Source organism: Massilia sp. 9096 (genome assembly GCF_000745265.1).
In the GTDB taxonomy this organism is placed as follows: Bacteria; Pseudomonadota; Gammaproteobacteria; order Burkholderiales; family Burkholderiaceae_D; genus Telluria.
The window spans coordinates 494,739-512,933 of sequence record NZ_JQNN01000001.1 but is presented as its reverse complement, the minus strand read 5'-3'; the positions used below and the strand labels follow the sequence as shown (position 1 = coordinate 512,933).

Genomic DNA, 18,195 nt, shown 5'->3' with positions numbered 1-18,195 from the left:
GGGAGCGCCGCATGTTCGAACTCGAGCCCTCCGCCAGGGCCGTCCTGCTCACCGACGACGCCGGCGCCATCACCACCTGGAACGCCGGCTGCAGCGCCCTGTTCGGGCTGCAAGCCGAGCAGGTGCTCGGCCGTTCCATCACCACCCTGCTCACCCCGTCCGGGCGCGACGCCTGGAGCGCCGGCTGGGGCGCGCTGGCGACCCGGCTCGAGGGCGCCGAGCTGCATCTCGACCTCCAGTGCGCGCAGGGGCGCGTGTGCGCCGCCAGCCTGGCCCTGGCGCCGCAATTCGATGCCGGCGGCTTCCTGACCGGCTGCGCGGTCGCGATCGCCACCGAGTTCGACCGCGACGCGCCCGAATCCCAGCACGTCGCGCGCACCCCGCTGGCGGCCGTGGTCGACACCTTCCCGGGCAATTTCTACGTGCTCAACCGCGAAGGCCGCTTCATGCTCTGGAATCAGAACCTGGAGCGCATCACGGAGATGACGCCGGAAGAGCTGGCCGTCGCGCGCGGTCCCGACTTGCTCGACCTGCCGCAGCGCGCGCTGATGCTGGACGCGATGCGGCGCACCTTCGAGCTGGGCGAAGAAATGCGGCTCGAGGTCGACTACGTGTCCAAGAGCGGGCGCGAATATCCGGTTCTACTGGGCGGCAACAAGGTGCGCTGCAACGGCGGCGAGTACCTGTTCGGCATGGGCATCGACATCGCCGCGCGCCGCGCGCGCGAGCGCGAGCTGCGCCTGCGCGAGCGCGCGCTGCACGCGGCCTCCAACGGCATCCTGATCACCCGCCACCAAGGCGCCGACAATCTCATCGAGTACGTCAACCCGGCTTTCGAGCGCATCACCGGCTACCCGGCGCGCGAGGTGATCGGCAAGGATCCGCGCTTCATGGCGGCGCCCGGCATCGACGCCGCCGAGCGCGCCCAGCTGCGCCAGGCGGTGGCGGCGGAGCGGCCGCTCAACGTGGTGCTGCGCAACCTGCGCAAGAACGGCGAGCTGTTCTGGAACGACCTGAACATCACGCCCGTGCAGGACGAGCACGGAAAGGTCTCCCATTACATCGGCGTGATCAACGACGTCACCGCGGCCAGGCAGCGCACCGCCCACCTCGAGCACGAGGTCAACCACGATCCGCTCACCGGCCTGGCCAACCGCAACCTGCTGTGGGACCGGCTGGAACAGGCGCTGCACCTGGCCCAGCGCCAGAAGAGCCTGGTGGCCACCGTGCTGCTCGACCTGAACAACTTCAAGGCCATCAACGACACCTTCGGCCACGAAGCCGGCGACGTCGTGCTGAAGGTGGTGGCGCGCCGCCTGCAGGCCTCGGTGCGCGACAGCGACACGGTGGCGCGCATGTCCGGCGACGAGTTCGTGCTGGTGCTGTCCAACCAGCCTTCGCTGCGCTTCACGCTGCGCATGATCGAGCGGCTGCGCCAGAGCTTCGCGATCCCGGTGGCCTTCGGCGGACGCGAGATCCCGGTCGGGGCCAGCGTCGGCGTCTCGCTGTATCCGCACGACGGCGCCAGCGCGGCCGATCTGGTGCGCGCGGCCGACGTCGCGATGTACCACGGCAAGGGTGGCGGCCACAGCAACGTGCATTTCTTTTCGGCCGACATGAAATCGAGCAGCGAGGCCAAGCTCAGGCTGGAAACCAGCTTGCGCGACGCGCTCGAACGCGACGAGCTGTTCCTGCTGTACCAGCCGCGCATGTCCTTCGACAGCGGCAAGATCACCGGCTTCGAGGCGCTGCTGCGCTGGCGCCACCCCGAGGACGGCGTGCTGCCGCCTGCGCGCTTCCTGGCCGAGGCCGAGGAAAGCGGCCTGATCGTACAGATCGGCCAGCGCGTGCTCGACCAGGCTTGCGCCTTCGCGGCGCGGCTGCGGGCGCTGGGCTTCGTGCTGCCGGTCGCGGTCAACGTGTCGCAGCGCGAATACATCCAGCCGGGCTTCATGGCCAGCCTGGGCGATTGCCTGGCGCGCCACCGGCTCGACGCGCACGGCCTGGCGCTCGACCTGCGCCTCGACGGCCTGATCCGCAACCCCGCGCTCGGGCGCGAGCTGGCGGCGCAGCTGCGCGAGCTGGGCGTGGCGCTGTCGGTCGACGGCGTCGGCGCCGGCCTGTGCGACCTGCTCTACCTGCAGCAGCTGGCGGCCAGCCAGATCAAGCTGGCGCACGGCGCGGTGCACCAGAGCGCGGACGGTGGCGGCGCAGTCGCCAAAAGCCTGATCGACATCGGCCACAACCTGGACATGGAGGTGATCGGCGAGGCGGTCGAGACCCGGGCGCAGATGGAGTTCCTGAAGTCGCATGGCTGCGACCATATGCAGGGGACCTGGTTTTGCGAGCCGCTGGCGGCCGAAGCCGCGCAGCGCTTGTTGGAAGAACGCTACCCTGCTTGAGCTCAGCCTTCGGCGGTGATGCGCTGGATCAGCGCCCCCAGCACGTCCTCGGCCATGTCGTTCGACACCTGGCAGGTGCCGGCATTCTCGTGCCCGCCGCCGCCGTATTCCAGCATCAGCGTGCCGATGTTGGTGTTGGACGTGCGGTTCAGGATCGACTTGCCGGTCGCAAACACGGTGTTCTGGTTCTTCAGGCCCCACAGCACGTGGATCGAGATGTTCGTGTCCGGGAACAGCGCGTAGATGATGAAGCGGTTGCCGGCGAAGATCACCTTTTCTTCGCGCAAGTCGAGCACCACCAGGTTCTTGTGCACGCGCGCGCAGCGCCGGATCTGCTGCTTGCACAGCGCGTCGTGCTCGAAGTACAGGGCGGTACGTTCCAGCACGTCCGGCAATTCCATGATCTGCTCGATCGTGTGGTTGCCGCAGTACGCGATCAAGTCCGTCATCAGCTGGTAGTTCGAGATGCGGAAATCATGGAAGCGGCCCAGGCCAGTGCGCGCGTCCATCAGGAAGTTGAGCAGGTTCCAGTCCTTCGGATCGAGCACCTCCTCGCGCGAAAAGCGCGCAGCGTCGCCCTTGTCGACCGCATCCATCATGTCGCGCCAGGCGGCCGGGAAGGTGCGCGCCCCGCCGAAGTGGTCGTACACGACGCGCGCCGCCGAGGGCGCCCTCGGGTCGATCACGTGATTCTCGCGCTTGCCGGTGTTGCGGATGGTTTCGGACAGATGGTGGTCGAACGCCAGGTGGGCGCCGGCGACGTAAGGCAGGTTGGTCGTGATGTCGCGCGCGCTGATCGCGATTTTGCCATCCTGCATGTCTTTCGGGTGGACGAACAGGATCTCGTCGATCAGGTCCAGATGCTTGAGCAGCACGGCGCACACCAGGCCGTCGAAATCGCTGCGGGTTACGAGGCGGTATCGTTTGGAAACGGTAGACATCGGCACACCCTTTCATCTCAGGAGGATGTCGCTGATGATAACCTGACATATTTCTAAAAGGAACCAACCTCACAGCAAATTGACACACGGGCGCCACCGCTGCGCAGTCCAGGGCCGCTATCCTGCAGGCTGTCGCATGGCCGTGGCGATCCGTGCTGGATACGGGTAGAGTTGCATCATCCCAACAGCACAGTCGGACTGCTCACCACGCGCCGCTGACCGCTCCCTTAATATTAGTTTCATGCAAACATCGCGCCCATCCCCGCCTGCCGTCTCGACCGCCCTCTCCCGGCTCTACCACGTCTTCGATGCAGTGGCGACCTGGGTGACGCAGCTGTCATGGTGGAAGTTTTTCCTGTTTGCGGCGCTGCTGCTGGTGGCCGGCAAGATCCTGCAGGACGAGCTGTTTTCCGCCAGCGACGACGACAACATCCGTATCGAGCGCAACGGCCACAAGGCCGAACCCAGCGTGACGATCGACGACAGCGGCATCTACATCAACCAGCGCGGCAAGAAGCCGATCGCGATCAATCCGAACGACATCGCGGCCAAAGCCCAGGCCAAGGCGCAAGCACAAGCCGCGGCCAAGCTGGCCGAGGCGGCAAAGGCGCAGGCCAAGGCAGCCCAGGAAGCCGGGCGCACGATCGAAAAAGGCGCGGAGGATACCGAAAACAATGCGGACAGCGACAAGGACGGCGATGACGGCGACGCCAGCGCAGCACCCGGGGCACCCGGGGCGCCTGCCGCGCCTGCAGTCCCCGGCGCGCCTGCTGCCCCGGCCGCTGCCCCCGCCCCTCCCGCCGCGCCCGTCGCCAGGGCCGTCGCCGGGGTCAACGGCGACGCCGTCCACATCGACCTGCCGCCGCAGATCGGCGAAGAGCTGTCGAATGCGATCGAAGCCACCATCGACGACGCCGCCGAAGCCAAGGCGCGCAGCTACCACAAGCAGGCCTCGACCTGGTTCACCAGCTTCGTGTGGCTGCTGATCCTGGCCTTGTTCGGCACCAAGGCGCTGGTCGGGGGCAAGAAGCGCGCCGAAGCCGAGATGCAAAGCGCCACCGCCGCCGCCGAACGCGAATCGATGCAGCGCCAATTGTCCGAGGCCAAGATGCAGGCAATGCAGGCCCAGGTCGAGCCGCATTTCCTGTTCAATACCCTGGCCTCGGTCGAGCACCTGATCGAGACCAACCCGCCGCGCGCCTCGGCCATGCAGCGCACCCTGATCCAGTACCTGCGCGCCGTCATTCCGCAGATGCGCGACGCCAACCTGGTCACCAGCCTTGGCCGCGAGCTCGACATGGTCACGTCCTACCTCGACCTGCTCAAGATGCGCATGGAAGAACGCTTGACGGTCGAGATCAACGTGCCCGATGGCTTGCGCAGCGCCGCCTTTCCGCCGATGATGCTGCAGTCAATGGTCGAAAACGCGATCAAGCACGGTCTCGAAACCAAGCCCGACGGCGGCTACCTGAAAGTCGGCGCCGAGATCGTCGACAGCAAGCTGCGCGTGACCGTCATGGACGATGGCGTGGGCTTCGGCGTGGCGCCCAGCAAGGGCACCGGCCTGGGCCTGTCCAACATCCGCGAGCGCCTGAAACTGCTGCACGGCGACGCCGGCCACCTGCACATCGGGGCCAACAGCCCGAGCGGCGTGATCGCGACGATCGAGGTTCCTTACAAGTTGGCAAAGTAAATACCCAAAGCTTGCCTCGACTGAAGTTTCGTTGAATAATCGACATATTCAACTTCTGGCTCTCCGACCATGCCTACCGCAATCATTGCCGATGACGAAAGACTCATGCGCGACCTGCTGCGCACCCGATTGTCCCAGGTGTGGCCGGAACTCGAGATCCTCGGCGAAGCCAAGAACGGCGACGAGGCCGTGCAACTGGTGAACGAGCTCAAGCCGGACCTGACCTTCCTCGACATCCGCATGCCCGGCAAGACCGGCATGGAAGCCGCGCGCGACATCGGCGACGCCAGCCAGGTGGTGTTCGTGACGGCCTACGATCAGTACGCGGTCGAGGCCTTCGAGCGCGGCGCCATCGATTACGTGCTCAAGCCGCCCGAGCCCGAGCGCCTGAAAATCACGATCGAGCGCTTGAAAGAGCGGCTGCGCGAGCGCCTTGCCTCGCCGAACGGGGCCCCGGCCGACGTCAGCCAGACCGTGAGCGCCATGCTGTCCCAGCTGGCCGAAAAGATCGCCGCCCCCAAGCCGAAGCACCTGCAGTGGATCCAGGCCAGCATCGGCCAGGACCTGCGCATGATCCCGGTCGAGGACATCCTGTTCTTCCGTTCAGACGAGAAATATACTTGCGTCCAGACCGCCGGTTTCGAAGCCCTGATCCGCAAGCCGGTGCGCGACCTGGCCGACGAACTCGATCCCTCGCTGTTCTGGCAGATTCACCGCGCGACCCTGGTCAACGTGAACGCAATCGAAGGCGTAACGCGCGATATTCGCGGTCGCCATTTGGTTTTGATCAAAGGTCGTCCTGAAAAGCTCGAGGTCAGCCGCAGCTTCTTGCATCTGTTCAAGCAGATGTGAAAGAAGCGGTTTGGCCCGGTTGTCGAGCCTCAAACCGAGTTCAAGCCATGCCGGGTAAGGTAGATGCCGGTTCCGTGCCACGGGACGTCCTTTGCCTTAACCGATGAACCTTTCGCGCCGCGCACGTCCGTCCGGCCGGTCCGCTGGCTGGTCTGCAGCCTGCTTTCTGTTTGGCTTGGCGGCAGGCCGCTGGCTGACGCAGCGCGCCCAGCAGGAGCTGAAAACCGTGCAGGCCAACCGCCAGATCGTCCAACATGCCCACGAGGCCATCATCTCGGCGGACACGGCCAATGTCGTCGTCATGGCCAACCCGGCCGCGGCGCAATTGTTCGGCACCAGTGTCGAAGACATGATCGGCAGCCCGCTGGGCCGCTTCATCGACGGCGGCGACCATGCGGAGGACGGGCCGGCCGAGTATTTTCGCGCTGGCGACGGCCGCGCCGGCCGCCGCGCCACCGACTACGCCGTCATCGGCATGCGCGCCGACGGCCGCCGCTTCCCGATCGAAGGCTCGATCTCGCGCCCCAACGGCGGCGCGCCCTTCTACACCGTGATCGTGCGCGACGTCTCTGAGCGCCAGCGCGTGCAGGAAAAACTGACGCGCTCGCACGACCAGCTGCGCCAGCTGTCGGCCGCGCTGCAGACCATCCGCGAGGAAGAGCGCACCCACATCGCGCGCGAATTGCACGACGACCTCGGCCAGATGCTGGCCTCGCTGCGCATGGACCTGACGCTGCTGCAGCAGGCCGACCGCGCGCCGGACGACAGCCTGCGCCTGATCCACGGCATGGAACAGAACCTGCTGACGGCCATCACGTCGCTGCGCCGCATCGCCACCAACCTGCGCCCGCGCGCGCTCGACGAAGGCGGCCTGTATTTTGCGCTGCAGGGTCTGCGCGGCGATTTCGTCGAGCGCTACGGCATTCCCTGCACGTTGTTGGCCGACGAGGCCGAGCTGCGTTTGGACGACGCGGCCAGCACCGCGATCTTCCGCATCGTGCAGGAAGCGCTGACCAACATCGCACGCCACGCCCAGGCCAGCAGCGTGACCATGAACCTGTTCCGCCTGAACGGCGACCTCTTGGTCACGATCCGTGACGACGGCGTCGGCATCCGTCCGGAAGACATGGAAAAGGCCGAGTCGCTGGGCCTGATCGGCATGCGCGAACGGGTCTGGGCCATGAACGGCGAGATCACCGTCAGCGCCGACGAGCTGCCGGGCACCCGCATCGACATCGTCATGCCGGTGCAGGAACACCTGGTCTGAGAGCGCGCTTGGCTTAGCTTAGCTCAGCTCGACTTCGCTTCAGCAGCCGGTATCGACCACTACCACCTTCGCCGGCGTCACCACGCCGTCGACCGAGGTCGCTTCGGAATACGTCGCCGTGCAGTTTGTTGGAGTCACCGCGCCCTTCGGCGACACGATCAGGTCACGGCCGTTGACCTTGATGCTCCACTCGTCGCTGCCCAAGCCGGCCGCATCCGTGGTGGTGGTAGCCGACGACGGGTAGCCGATGACCATCGGCACGCTGATGCCTTCCATGTCGACGGGCGTGGTGAGGGCACCTTTGATCAGCGACTTGCCATGGGTCATCGTGCTGACTGCCGTCAGGGAACCGCCGGCCGCATGGACGGCAGCCTTGCGCGCGTCACCGCCGAGGTCGGCGAACTTGGGCAGCGCAACGGCGGCCAGGATACCCAGGATAGCGATGACGACGATCAGCTCGATCAGGGTAAAACCGCCCTGTGCTCGCTTGCTACGAAATTGCATGACTTTCAAAACCATTCTCCAACATAGATAGTGGACCGAGACCGCATGCCCCGGCCGTCGCCAGCCTGCGTCTGCGAACCATGGTGTCGATGGGGACCATTAATTGATTCTGCGCAACTTCGTAATGTTACCGTAAGTACTTCGACAATTACCACCGTTCAATAATTTTTTTACAAACAAACTGAAGCCGTAAGTCGGTAGGGGCTGTAGCCGGAGGAGTAACACGCACAAATTGCTTGCATCGATTCAGGCTGTGGCAAAAAGCCAACATTTCGTTATGTCATCAAAGCGACATAAGCGTTCGATAAGATCCGTGCCGATCACGATGCGATCACGACAATATCGCGTCGAATGAATCGTCCGACATTTAATTGGAGAAATCTCAATGCAAGTCAAACGCCTGGCCGCCGCCCTGATCGCTGCGACCCCGCTGTTCGCCGCCGCCCAAACCAACGTGACCCTGTACGGCGTCGTCGACATGGCCGTCGAATCGGCTGACAACGGCGGCCCCAGCGGCCGTCATACCTTCGTCAACTCGGGCGACCAGTCGACCAGCCGCTTTGGCTTCCGCGGCACCGAAGACCTGGGCAATGGCCTGAAAGCCGTCTTCAACATCGAAAGCGGCTTCACCGCCGACAATGGCGTGAGCGACTCGTCCGGCCTGTTCCAGCGCCGCGCCGTGGTCGGCCTGGATGGCGCCTTCGGTCTGCTGACCCTGGGCCGCGAATACTCGCCGATCGCCTCGATCGGCGCCGCCACCGACGAATTCGGCCAGGGCTTCTACGGCAGCAACCTGTCGGCCTTCGGCACCGGCCGCGTGACGCGCCGCCTGGCGAACTCGGTCAACTACCGCAGCGCCGACTTCATGGGCTTCAAGCTGCTGGCCACCTACTCTGCCGGCGAAAAGACCACCGGCCCGAACGGCGACCTGAAAGGCATCGGCCTCGAATACACCAACGGCGGCCTGTACCTGGGCGCCGCTTACCACAACATCAAGAACAACGCGACCGTCAACGACAAGGAATACGGTGCCGGCGCCGCCTATGTGTTCTCGCAACTGAACGGTTTCGAGATCAAGGCCAACTACCTGGGCTCGGATCCGGCTGGTGCGAACAACCGCTTCAAGGAATACAACCTGGGCGCCGGCTACCCGTTCGGCGCCAACAAGGTGCTGGTCAACGTGAAGCAGGACAAGCTGGAAAACGGTGCCAAGGGCAACGCATGGGCGCTCGCCTACACCTACGCGTTCTCGAAGCGCACCAACGTGTACGCCACCTACGCCAGCATGAACAACAACAACCTGGCCAGCTTTGCGCTGAACTCGTCGTCGAACAACGTGGCGCCGCAAAACACCAGCGTGACCCCGGCCGTCACCCTGGTGGGCGCCGACCCGTCGGTGTTCGCGATCGGCCTGCGCCACACCTTCTGATTGCTGATCGGTGAACTGAAAAGACGCCTGAAAATGGCGTCTTTTTATTTGGCCTGCATCTTCACGCGACCCGCAGCAGGTTTGATCTGGCTACGATCGTCACGTGACCTCGAGAAACCGTAGCGAGCGGAAGCAATGGCTGTCGAGAAGCGCAACCGTACTTACGGTACGGTGAGCATCGCAGACAGCCAGTGCGACGCGCAGTAGGTTTATCGAGGTCACTTCAACCTGCAGGTCAGGACCCAGTAGTACTCCCACCGCGCAATCTTGATCTCGCGCACACTGCCCCCCATCCGCTTGCGCAGCGCGCTGTCGGTCGGGTAGCTCTTGGGCTGCTCGACCTGCTTGCCGTCCGGCCCGGCCACCATGTGATAGGTATTGCCATGGGCGTCGGTGCGCGCCACGGTCGGGCTGCTGCCTTCGACGTATTCGTCGTCGAGCAGCACCAGCAGTGCGTCCTTGCCCACGCGCGCGCGCAATGCCTTCAGGAAGGGCTCCTGCTCGTCGCGTTTCAAGCGCGACCAGGTAAAGGCCAGCAGCACCGTGTCGAAGCCGCCCAGCTCAGCCGGCACGTCGCCCGGCTTGTCAGTCGCCACGCAAGTCGCGCCCGGCACCAGCGCCTCGTTTGCATCGCCATGGCCACAGCCCAGCTCCAGCACCTTGTGCCCGGCGGTCAGGCGCGCCAACTCGGCGCGCACTTCGTCGAGGTCGGCGCCCTGGTCGGACTGGTGGCCCTCTTCGTGTTCGTAGCCGCCTTCGTAATCGTCTTGATCCATCATCATCATGCTTACAACTCGTAGTTCTCGCTGGTGCCGCGCATCGCCGACTCGACCATCTTGCGGTTGAGCGTCGGCGCCAGCAATTCAATGAAAGTATAAATATAGCTGCGCAGGTAGGCGCCCTGCTTCACCGCCACACGCGATATGTTCATGCCGAACAGGTGCCCGACCGGAATCGCGCGCAGGTTGCGGTCGCGCTCCGGATCGAAGGCCATGCCGGCGATGACGCCGATGCCCATGCCCAGCTCGACATAGGTCTTGATGACGTCGGCATCGATCGCTTCCAGCAGCACGTCCGGCTTGAGGTGGCGCAGCTCGAACGCGTGGTCGATCTTGCTGCGTCCGGCAAATGCGCTGTCGTACGTGATCAAAGGATACGAAGCGATCTCTTCCAGCGAAATCGCCTTCGAGCGCGTCAGCGGGTGCTCGTGCGGCACCACCACCACGTGCTCCCATTGGTAGCACGGCAGCGTGATCAGGCCTTCCACCGCCGCGATCGATTCGGTCGCGATGGCCAGGTCGGCCTGGTCGTTCTTGACCATCTCCGCGATCTGGCGCGGATTACCCTGCAACAGCGATAATCTGACTTTCGGGAAGCGCGTCATGAACGCCTGCACGACCTTGGGCAGCGCATAGCGCGCCTGCGTGTGCGTGGTGGCGATCGTGAAGCTGCCGCTGTCCTGGGCGGCGTATTCCTTGCCGATACGCTTGAGGCTGTCGATCTCCTGCATGATCAATTCGACCGACTGCAGCACCAGCCGGCCCGGCTCGGTCAACCCGCGGATGCGTTTGCCGTGGCGGGTGAAGATGTCGACCCCGAGCTCTTCTTCCAGTTCGATGATGGCCTTGGAGACGCCGGGCTGGGAGGTGAACAGCGCCTTGGCGGCGTCGGTCAGGTTGAAATTCTGGCGGACCGCCTCGCGTACGAAGCGTAATTGGTGTAGGTTCATTGCCCTTCTTGTATTGATGAAGACCTTAGCCGCATTTTACAAGCTAGCTTATGCCTCTGGCTCATATAAGCAAATAAATTCTCAGTAGTTTGGAATAAAGCTCTATTTTATTAATATCCAGCCTACCTTGCCGGATCGTGCCAAGTTCGGCCCGACAGGTTCCACCAGGATCAAACCATGTACCGTTACGACAAATACGACCATCTCATCGTACGCGAACGCATCGCCCAGTACCGCGACCAGGTCCAGCGCCGCCTCGCCGATGAGCTGACCGAAGAAGAATTCCTGCCGCTGCGCCTGCAGAACGGCCTGTACATGCAGCGCCATGCCTACATGCTGCGCATCGCCGTGCCTTACGGCCTGCTGTCGACTGCGCAAATGCGCATGTTCGCCCACATCGCCCGCAAGTACGACCGCAATTACGGCCACTTCACGACGCGCCAGAACATCCAGTTCAACTGGATCGAACTGGAGCAGACGCCGGACATCCTGACCGACCTGGCGTCGGTCGAGATGCACGCGATCCAGACCTCGGGCAACTGCATCCGCAACACGACCACCGACGAGTACGCCGGCGTGGCCGCGGACGAGATCATCGATCCGCGTCCGTTCTGCGAAATCATGCGCCAGTGGAGCACCTTCCACCCCGAATTCATCGCCCTGCCGCGCAAGTTCAAGATCGCTTTCAACGGCGCCGTGGAAGACCGCGCCGCGATCGCGATGCACGACATCGGCCTGACCGCGGTGCGCAACGAGGCGGGCGACATCGGCTTCAAGTTCATGGTCGGCGGCGGCCTGGGCCGCACCCCGATCCTGGGCAGCGTGATCAACACCTTCGTGCCCTGGCAAGACCTGCTGACCTACACCGAAGCCGTGATGCGCGTGTACAACCAGTTCGGCCGCCGCGACAACAAGTACAAGGCGCGCATCAAGATCCTGGTGAAAGCCGTGGGCGCCGAGGAATTCGCGCGCCTGGTGGAAGCCGAATTCGCCGACCTGAAGGGTGGCCCGGAAACCCTGACCCAGGAAGAACTGGACCGCGTCGCCGCCTACTTCGATCCGAAGCCGTACGCGCAGCTGGGCAACCAGGCGCTGAACGCCGGCCACGAAGACAACCGCGCCTTCGCCAACTGGCTGCAGCGCAACGTCAAGCCGCACAAGGTGCCGGGCTATGCCGCGGTCGTGCTGTCGCTCAAGAAAACCGGCGTGCCGCCGGGCGACGCCACCGCCGAGCAGATGGATTTCGTGGCCGACCTGGCCGACAAGTACAGCTTCGGCGAACTGCGCGTGACCCACGAGCAGAACCTGGTGCTGGCCGACGTCGAGCAGGGCAAACTGTTCGAAGTGTGGGAACAGGCCAAGAGCAAAGGCCTGGCCACGCCGAACATCGGCCTGCTGACCGACATGATCTCGTGCCCGGGCGGCGACTACTGCGCGCTGGCGAACGCGAAATCGATCCCGATCGCGGCCGCCATCGCCAAGCGCTTCGACGACCTCGACTTCCAGCACGACATCGGCGACATCGAACTGAATATCTCGGGCTGCATCAACGCCTGCGGCCACCACCACGTCGGCCACATCGGCGTGCTGGGCGTGGACAAGGACGGGGCCGAGTGGTACCAGGTCTCGATCGGCGGCGCGCAAGGCAACCAGGCGTCGATCGGCAAGATCATCGGCCCGTCGTTCTCGGCCACGCAGATGCCGGAAGTGGTCGGGCGCCTGCTCGACGTGTACGTCAAGAACCGCGTCGATGGCGAGCGCTTCATCGACGTCGCAGCGCGCCTCGGGGTCAACCCGTTCAAGGAATATGTGTATGCCACGCCGATCGCGGCGGGCGAACTGGCCGTCGGAGAAGACCAACATGCCTGAGTTTCAACAGCATCCGCAGATCATCAAGGGACGCGACGTCGTCAGCGACGACTGGACCGTCCTGCGCCTGGCCGAGGGTGAAACCCCGGAAGCGGTCGAGGTCCCGGCCGGCCGCGTGATCGTGCCGAGCACGGTCTGGCTGGCCCAGCGCGAGACGCTGGCGGCACGTGCGGAAATCGGCGTTTGGCTGGCCTCCGACCAGCTCGCCACCACGATCAAGGACGACCTGGCCAAGTTCGCCGTCGTCGCCGTCGACTTCCCCAAGTTCAGCGACGGCCGCGGTTACTCGATCGCCTACAACCTGCGCAAGCGCCTCGGCTTTCGCGGCGAGCTGCGCGCGATCGGCGACGTGCTGCGCGACCAGCTGTTCCAAATGCAGCGCTGCGGCTTCGACGCCTACGCCACGCGCCCGGACCGCAACATCCATGACGCGCTCAAGGGCTTGAGCGTGTTTTCCGAAACCTACCAGGCCGCGGTCGACCAGCCGCTGCCGCTGTTCCGCCGCCATCACCGCGACGTGCCGCCCGAGCACAGCGACGCCGGCGCGGGCATCTGAACCCCGGGAACATCATGAGCGACCTGAACGCCAAGGTCTCCGCCACGCGCGCCATCCTCGAGCGGGTGGCGCGCGACTACTCGCCGGCCGTGTTCGCATCGAGCCTGGCCGCCGAGGACATGGTGCTGACCGACCTGATTCTGAAAGCCGGCCTCCCCATCGGCATCTTCTCGCTCGAGACCGGCCGCCTGCACAAGGAAACGCTGGCCGTGCTGGACGCGGTCAAGGCCAGGTACGGCCACGAGATCGCGATCTACCAGCCGCGCGCGGAACTGGTCGACGAGTACGTGAGCAAGAACGGCCTGAACGCCTTTTACGACAGCGTCGAGATGCGCAAGGCGTGCTGCCAGGTGCGCAAGGTCGAACCATTGGGCCGCGCGCTGGAGGGCAAGAAGGCCTGGATCACCGGCCAGCGCCGCAGCCAGTCGACCACGCGCGCCGAACTGGCCGTGCAGGAAGACGACGCGGCGCACGGCATGCAGAAGTTCAACCCGCTGGCCGACTGGCTCGAGGCCGACGTGTGGGACTACATCCGCGCCAACGACGTGCCCTACAACGCCCTGCACGACCGCGGCTACCCGTCGATCGGCTGCGAACCCTGCACCCGCGCGATCCAGCCGGGCGAAGACGTGCGCGCCGGCCGCTGGTGGTGGGAAAGCGCCGATTCCAAGGAATGCGGCCTGCACCTGGTCGACGGCAAACTCATTCGCATCAAATCCGTGGCTGCATAGGCTTGCGGCCCACAACAAGGCAACAACATGACGACCTTCAGTGACACTCCGGCGCTCGGTGATGTGAATGCGCGCCACCTCGACGCCCTCGAATCCGAAGCGATCCACATCCTGCGCGAAGTCGCGGCGGAATGCTCGAACCCGGCCCTGCTGTTCTCCGGCGGCAAGGACTCGGTGGTGCTGCTGCGCCTGGCCGAAAAGGCCTTCCGCCCCGGCAAATTCCCCTTCCCGCTGGTCCACATCGACACCGGCCACAACTTCGACGAAGTCATCGCCTTCCGCGACGCGCGCGTGGCGGAACTCGGCGAGCGCCTGATCGTCGGCTCGGTCGAGGATTCGATCAAGAAGGGCACCGTGCGCCTGCGCAATCCGCAGACGGACTCGCGCAACGCCGCCCAGGCGGTGACGCTGCTGGAAACCATCGCCGAGCACGGCTTCGACGCCTGCATCGGCGGCGCCCGCCGCGACGAGGAAAAGGCGCGCGCCAAGGAGCGCATCTTCTCGTTCCGCGACGAATTCGGCCAGTGGGACCCGAAGGCCCAGCGTCCGGAACTGTGGGACCTGTATAACACCCGCGTCCACCCGGGCGAGAACATGCGCGTGTTCCCGATCTCGAACTGGACCGAACTGGACGTCTGGCAGTACATCGCCCGCGAACAACTGGCCCTGCCCTCGATCTACTACGCGCACCAGCGCCAGGTGATCCCGCGCAATGGCCTGCTGGTGCCGCTGACCCCGATCACGCCCGCGCGCGAGGGCGAAACGGTCGAGACGCAGACGGTCCGCTTCCGCACCGTCGGCGACATCTCGTGCACCTGCCCGGTGTCGTCCGATGCAAGCACGGTCGGCGCCATCATCGCCGAGACCGCGATCACCCAGATCACCGAGCGCGGCGCCACCCGCATGGACGACCAGACCTCGGAAGCGTCGATGGAAAAACGCAAGAAGCAAGGATATTTCTGATGAACGCCGCTACCGCTGAACATAAAACCGAGTTGAACCACGCCGCCGACCAGTCGGGGCAAGCCTCGCTGCTGCGCTTCATCACCGCCGGCTCCGTCGACGACGGCAAGAGCACGCTGATCGGCCGCCTGCTGTTCGACAGCAAAGGCATCTTCGCCGACCAGCTGGCCGCCGTCTCGCGCTCGAAGCACAAGCGCACCGTCGGCGACACCATCGACCTGTCGCTGCTGACCGACGGCCTGGAAGCCGAGCGCGAGCAAGGCATCACCATCGACGTCGCCTACCGCTATTTCGCCACGCCGAAGCGCAAGTTCATCATCGCCGATACGCCGGGGCACGAGCAGTACACCCGCAACATGGTGACCGGCGCCTCGACCGCCGACGCGGTCATCATCCTGGTCGACGTGTCGAAAGTGAAGCTGAATGATGGAGACAGCGGCGACGGTTCCGTGGAACTGCTGGTGCAGACCAAGCGCCACTCGACCATCGCCAAGCTGCTGCAGATCGAGCACGTGATCGTCGCCGTCAACAAGATGGACCTGGTGAACTACGACCGCAGCGTGTACGACCGCATCGTCGCGGCCTACACCGAGTTCGCCGGCAGCCTGGGCTTGACCGACATCACCGCGATCCCGCTGTCGGCGCTGGCCGGCGACAACGTCGTCGAGCGCGGCGACAACATGCCGTGGTACGAAGGCCCGACCCTGATCGAACTGCTGGAAGGCATCTCGGTGTATGACGAGGCGCACACCGCCCCGTTCCGCTTTCCGGTGCAGCTGGTGGCGCGCCACAACGGCCACGAGGCCAACGACTTCCGCGGCTACATGGGGCGGATCGAGTCGGGCAAGGTATCGGTCGGCGACAAGCTGGTGGTGCAGCCGTCCGGCGTCGAGGCGACCGTCAAGGCGATCCATACGTTCGATGGCGAGCTGCAAAGCGCCGTGTCCGGACAGTCGATCACGCTGCTGCTGAACGAATACGTCGACGTCTCGCGCGGTGACGTGCTGGCGGGCGCGGAGCAACCGGCGACGCTGCTCAAGCAGGTGCAGGCCGACGTCTGCTGGATGGCCGACGAGCCGCTCGACGTGCGCCGCAAGTACTGGATCAAGCACGGCACGCGGTCGACCATGGCCAAGGTCAAGGCGGTGCAGAGCATCCTCGACGTCAACACCCAGCAGCGCAGCACGCCGGACAATCCGGCCGCCGGCCTGAAGCTGAACGACATCGCGCGCATCGAGCTGACGGTGCAGCAGCCGCTGGCGGCGGATGCGTATGAAGCGATCCGTGCGACGGGGGCATTCATCCTGATCGATGAAATCACCCACCAGACTGTTGCCGCCGGTATGATACGTCTCTGATGGGGGCTCGATAAACCTGCTGCGCGTTGCAGCTTCGGCCTGCGATGCTCGCCGTACCCTAAGTACGGCTGCGCTTCTCGGCCAAATCTGCGGCCGCTCGCGACGGTTTCTCGATGCCCCGAGACGTCGCGTGTGTGCAAACGAAAACAAGAGGGAATATGGCTGGGCTGGGAAAAGTGTACTTGGTTGGAGCCGGTCCCGGCGCAGCTGACCTGATCACCGTGCGTGGCGCACGCCTGTTGGCGCAGGCCGACGTGGTGCTGTACGACGCGCTGGTGACGCCCGAGATGCTCGCCCTGTGCGAGCACGCCGACAAGATCTCGGTCGGCAAACGCTCCGGCCAGCGCTCGACCGCACAGGCGGTCATCAACGAGCAGCTGGTCGAGTGTGCGCGCAAGTACCAACGCATCGTGCGTTTGAAAGGCGGCGATCCGATGCTGTTCGGGCGCGCCGACGAGGAATTACGCGCGCTCGAGCTTGAAGGCATCGAGGTCGAGGTCGTCCCCGGCATCACCACCGCGGTGGCCGCCGCCGCCGCGACCAAACAGCCGCTGACCAAGCGCGGCGTGGCGCGCAGCGTCGCCTTTTTCACCTCCAGCACAGCGCCGGACCATCCCGAGCACCCTGCCCTGCCGGAAACCGACACCATGGTGCAGTACATGGGCGGGCGCGAAGCCGCCGCCACCGCCGAGCGCCTGCTGGCTCAGGGACGCCGTCCCGGCCTGCCGGTGATCGCGGTGGAAAACTGCAGCCGCCCGGACGAGCGCGTGCTGCGCCTGACGCTGGCCGACCTGGCCCAGGGACTCGATGCGGGCCCCGATGCGGCGGGCGGCCCGGTGCTGGTGATGATCGGCGAGGCGCTGTCGCGGCGCGAACACCAGCCGGACGATGCGGCGCGCGACGCTTGAACCCCCTGCGCGATTAGATCAATCGGCCGCAGCGTGCGCGGCCAGCCTGGCTTCCAGCGCCAGCGCGGCGCTGCTGGTGGCGACCGCGATCCCGTTCACCCGTTCCAGGGCCTGCCCAAGGCGTGCGCCGGTGCGTCCGCCGCATTCCTGCAGATGCCAGCGCGCCAGCTCGCGCCGCATGGTCGCGATTTCCTCACGCAGGCCGGCCAGCATGCGCCGCAGGTTGCCTTCGCGCTCGGCCGGCAGGCGCCGCGTTGCGCCGACCGGTGCGCCATCGGACCGGTCATCCCATGCGGGGCGGTCCGGCGCGCCGCCGTCGAGATGCGCCGACATCGCGTCGATGCGCGTGCGCATGCGTTGCAGGCGCGCACCCATGCGGTCCAGGCGATGTGCGCAGCGCAGCTCGACCAGCCGCCGCGGCAACCAGATTGAGCGCCGCAGCCGCCCACCGAACGCGCGCGCGGCGGCGTCGAACCAGACCTTGAATTTGAGTGGGGAAGACATGACGGGGCAGTGTCGGCGTTGCTGCCGAGACTGTCAAACGGCGGCTACCGGCTACCGACATGATGCGGCGCAAGGATGCGTCGCCGCTTGACGTTACCCCGTGCTAAACCGTGGCGCCGAGCGCGGACAGGCAGTATTCGGCCATCGCCGCCAGCACGCCCGGGTCTTCGCCGACCGCCGCCACGGTCGTAAACGCGACCCCGGGGTAGGCGGTGTGCAAGCCTTCGAGCAGTTGCGGCAGGTCGCGCAGCAGATGCCCGCCCTGCCCCAGGAACACCGGCACCACGGTCACCTCGCGCACGCCGCGCGCGACCAGGCCGGCCACTTCGTCCGGCAGGCTGGGCGTCATCAGCTCCAGGAACGCCAGCGACACCGTCACGTCCGGGCGGCGCGCCGCGGTCAGCTCGCGCAGGCGCTGGAACGGCGCCGCCCAGCCGGGCGCGCGCGCGCCATGCGCGAACAAAATCAGGGCCTTGTCCATCGATACCT

General features: G+C 65.3%; 17 protein-coding genes. 11 read left to right on the top strand and 6 right to left on the bottom strand.

The genetic code is table 11. The features are described from left to right. The first annotated feature begins 11 nt into the window (after positions 1-11). Positions 12-2,402 (top strand): bifunctional diguanylate cyclase/phosphodiesterase, encoded by a 2,391-nt coding sequence (locus FA90_RS02195; protein WP_036165487.1) that lies wholly within the window; start codon positions 12-14, stop codon positions 2,400-2,402. A 2-nt stretch (positions 2,403-2,404) separates the two neighbouring features. On the opposite strand, the gene FA90_RS02190 is transcribed toward FA90_RS02195, so the two are convergent. Next, positions 2,405-3,343, bottom strand: a complete 939-nt coding sequence (locus tag FA90_RS02190) for an exopolyphosphatase (protein ID WP_036165484.1) — start codon at positions 3,341-3,343, stop codon at positions 2,405-2,407. A gap of 241 nt (positions 3,344-3,584) precedes the next feature. On the opposite strand from FA90_RS02190, the gene FA90_RS02185 reads away from it, so the two are divergent. The 3 genes from FA90_RS02185 to FA90_RS02175 all read left to right on the top strand — a co-directional run bounded on the left by FA90_RS02185 (position 3,585) and on the right by FA90_RS02175 (position 7,155). Further along, positions 3,585-5,036, top strand: coding sequence for a sensor histidine kinase (locus tag FA90_RS02185; RefSeq protein WP_036165481.1), 1,452 nt, complete (start codon positions 3,585-3,587; stop codon positions 5,034-5,036). Positions 5,037-5,105: 69 nt separating this feature from the next. Further along, on the top strand, positions 5,106-5,888 hold the full coding sequence (locus tag FA90_RS02180) for a LytTR family DNA-binding domain-containing protein (RefSeq protein ID WP_036165478.1): 783 nt from the start codon (positions 5,106-5,108) through the stop codon (positions 5,886-5,888). 175 nt (positions 5,889-6,063) lie between these two features. Continuing rightward, on the top strand, positions 6,064-7,155 hold the full coding sequence (locus FA90_RS02175) for a PAS domain-containing sensor histidine kinase (RefSeq protein WP_239700502.1): 1,092 nt from the start codon (positions 6,064-6,066) through the stop codon (positions 7,153-7,155). Between the two features lie 39 nt (positions 7,156-7,194). Here the strand turns inward: FA90_RS02175 and FA90_RS27465 are convergent, their stop codons facing one another. Next, positions 7,195-7,659, bottom strand: coding sequence for a type II secretion system protein (locus FA90_RS27465; protein ID WP_036165475.1), 465 nt, complete (start codon positions 7,657-7,659; stop codon positions 7,195-7,197). 385 nt (positions 7,660-8,044) lie between these two features. On the opposite strand from FA90_RS27465, the gene FA90_RS02165 reads away from it, so the two are divergent. After that, the gene (locus tag FA90_RS02165) at positions 8,045-9,088 is read left to right on the top strand and encodes a porin (protein ID WP_036165472.1); all 1,044 of its coding nucleotides are present in this window, start codon (positions 8,045-8,047) and stop codon (positions 9,086-9,088) included. Between the two features lie 218 nt (positions 9,089-9,306). Here the strand turns inward: FA90_RS02165 and FA90_RS02160 are convergent, their stop codons facing one another. Next, positions 9,307-9,873: a hypothetical protein gene (locus FA90_RS02160; protein ID WP_051971329.1), complete on the bottom strand. Its 567-nt coding sequence runs from the start codon at positions 9,871-9,873 to the stop codon at positions 9,307-9,309. 2 nt (positions 9,874-9,875) lie between these two features. Continuing rightward, positions 9,876-10,817 (bottom strand): CysB family HTH-type transcriptional regulator, encoded by a 942-nt coding sequence (locus FA90_RS02155; RefSeq protein ID WP_036165469.1) that lies wholly within the window; start codon positions 10,815-10,817, stop codon positions 9,876-9,878. A 177-nt stretch (positions 10,818-10,994) separates the two neighbouring features. On the opposite strand from FA90_RS02155, the gene FA90_RS02150 reads away from it, so the two are divergent. From FA90_RS02150 to cobA, 6 genes are all read left to right on the top strand, one after another. Next, positions 10,995-12,686, top strand: a complete 1,692-nt coding sequence (locus FA90_RS02150) for a nitrite/sulfite reductase (RefSeq protein ID WP_036165466.1) — start codon at positions 10,995-10,997, stop codon at positions 12,684-12,686. Then, complete coding sequence (locus tag FA90_RS02145) at positions 12,679-13,242, top strand: DUF934 domain-containing protein (protein ID WP_036165463.1); 564 nt, start codon at positions 12,679-12,681, stop codon at positions 13,240-13,242. Before FA90_RS02150 ends, FA90_RS02145 begins: the two co-directional genes overlap by 8 nt. A gap of 14 nt (positions 13,243-13,256) precedes the next feature. Continuing rightward, positions 13,257-13,973: a phosphoadenylyl-sulfate reductase gene (locus FA90_RS02140; protein WP_036165449.1), complete on the top strand. Its 717-nt coding sequence runs from the start codon at positions 13,257-13,259 to the stop codon at positions 13,971-13,973. Between the two features lie 27 nt (positions 13,974-14,000). Beyond that, positions 14,001-14,936: a sulfate adenylyltransferase subunit CysD gene (gene cysD, locus FA90_RS02135; RefSeq protein ID WP_036165446.1), complete on the top strand. Its 936-nt coding sequence runs from the start codon at positions 14,001-14,003 to the stop codon at positions 14,934-14,936. After that, positions 14,936-16,294: a sulfate adenylyltransferase subunit 1 gene (locus FA90_RS02130; RefSeq protein WP_036165443.1), complete on the top strand. Its 1,359-nt coding sequence runs from the start codon at positions 14,936-14,938 to the stop codon at positions 16,292-16,294. Before cysD ends, FA90_RS02130 begins: the two co-directional genes overlap by 1 nt. A 158-nt stretch (positions 16,295-16,452) precedes the next feature. Then, positions 16,453-17,202, top strand: a complete 750-nt coding sequence (gene cobA, locus FA90_RS02125) for a uroporphyrinogen-III C-methyltransferase (protein WP_036165427.1) — start codon at positions 16,453-16,455, stop codon at positions 17,200-17,202. 18 nt (positions 17,203-17,220) lie between these two features. Here the strand turns inward: cobA and FA90_RS02120 are convergent, their stop codons facing one another. Then, entirely contained in the window at positions 17,221-17,706 is a 486-nt protein-coding gene (locus FA90_RS02120; RefSeq protein WP_036165425.1) for a hypothetical protein, read from the bottom strand. A gap of 103 nt (positions 17,707-17,809) precedes the next feature. After that, positions 17,810-18,187 carry a sirohydrochlorin chelatase gene (locus FA90_RS02115; RefSeq protein WP_036173700.1) on the bottom strand — a complete coding sequence of 126 codons (378 nt, stop codon included), beginning with the start codon at positions 18,185-18,187 and terminating at the stop codon, positions 17,810-17,812. Positions 18,188-18,195 lie beyond the last annotated feature (8 nt).

What these genes read in the sequence shown, in the direction of transcription:
- FA90_RS02195 (WP_036165487.1), top strand. Translation starts at nt 12, where the DNA reads ATGTTCGAACTCGAGCCCTCCGCCAGGGCCGTCCTGCTCACCGACGAC.
- FA90_RS02190 (WP_036165484.1), bottom strand. Translation starts at nt 3,343, where the DNA reads ATGTCTACCGTTTCCAAACGATACCGCCTCGTAACCCGCAGCGATTTC.
- FA90_RS02185 (WP_036165481.1), top strand. Translation starts at nt 3,585, where the DNA reads ATGCAAACATCGCGCCCATCCCCGCCTGCCGTCTCGACCGCCCTCTCC.
- FA90_RS02180 (WP_036165478.1), top strand. Translation starts at nt 5,106, where the DNA reads ATGCCTACCGCAATCATTGCCGATGACGAAAGACTCATGCGCGACCTG.
- FA90_RS27465 (WP_036165475.1), bottom strand. Translation starts at nt 7,659, where the DNA reads ATGCAATTTCGTAGCAAGCGAGCACAGGGCGGTTTTACCCTGATCGAG.
- FA90_RS02165 (WP_036165472.1), top strand. Translation starts at nt 8,045, where the DNA reads ATGCAAGTCAAACGCCTGGCCGCCGCCCTGATCGCTGCGACCCCGCTG.
- FA90_RS02160 (WP_051971329.1), bottom strand. Translation starts at nt 9,873, where the DNA reads ATGATGATGATGGATCAAGACGATTACGAAGGCGGCTACGAACACGAA.
- FA90_RS02155 (WP_036165469.1), bottom strand. Translation starts at nt 10,817, where the DNA reads ATGAACCTACACCAATTACGCTTCGTACGCGAGGCGGTCCGCCAGAAT.
- FA90_RS02150 (WP_036165466.1), top strand. Translation starts at nt 10,995, where the DNA reads ATGTACCGTTACGACAAATACGACCATCTCATCGTACGCGAACGCATC.
- FA90_RS02145 (WP_036165463.1), top strand. Translation starts at nt 12,679, where the DNA reads ATGCCTGAGTTTCAACAGCATCCGCAGATCATCAAGGGACGCGACGTC.
- FA90_RS02140 (WP_036165449.1), top strand. Translation starts at nt 13,257, where the DNA reads ATGAGCGACCTGAACGCCAAGGTCTCCGCCACGCGCGCCATCCTCGAG.
- cysD (WP_036165446.1), top strand. Translation starts at nt 14,001, where the DNA reads ATGACGACCTTCAGTGACACTCCGGCGCTCGGTGATGTGAATGCGCGC.
- FA90_RS02130 (WP_036165443.1), top strand. Translation starts at nt 14,936, where the DNA reads ATGAACGCCGCTACCGCTGAACATAAAACCGAGTTGAACCACGCCGCC.
- cobA (WP_036165427.1), top strand. Translation starts at nt 16,453, where the DNA reads ATGGCTGGGCTGGGAAAAGTGTACTTGGTTGGAGCCGGTCCCGGCGCA.
- FA90_RS02120 (WP_036165425.1), bottom strand. Translation starts at nt 17,706, where the DNA reads ATGTCTTCCCCACTCAAATTCAAGGTCTGGTTCGACGCCGCCGCGCGC.
- FA90_RS02115 (WP_036173700.1), bottom strand. Translation starts at nt 18,187, where the DNA reads ATGGACAAGGCCCTGATTTTGTTCGCGCATGGCGCGCGCGCGCCCGGC.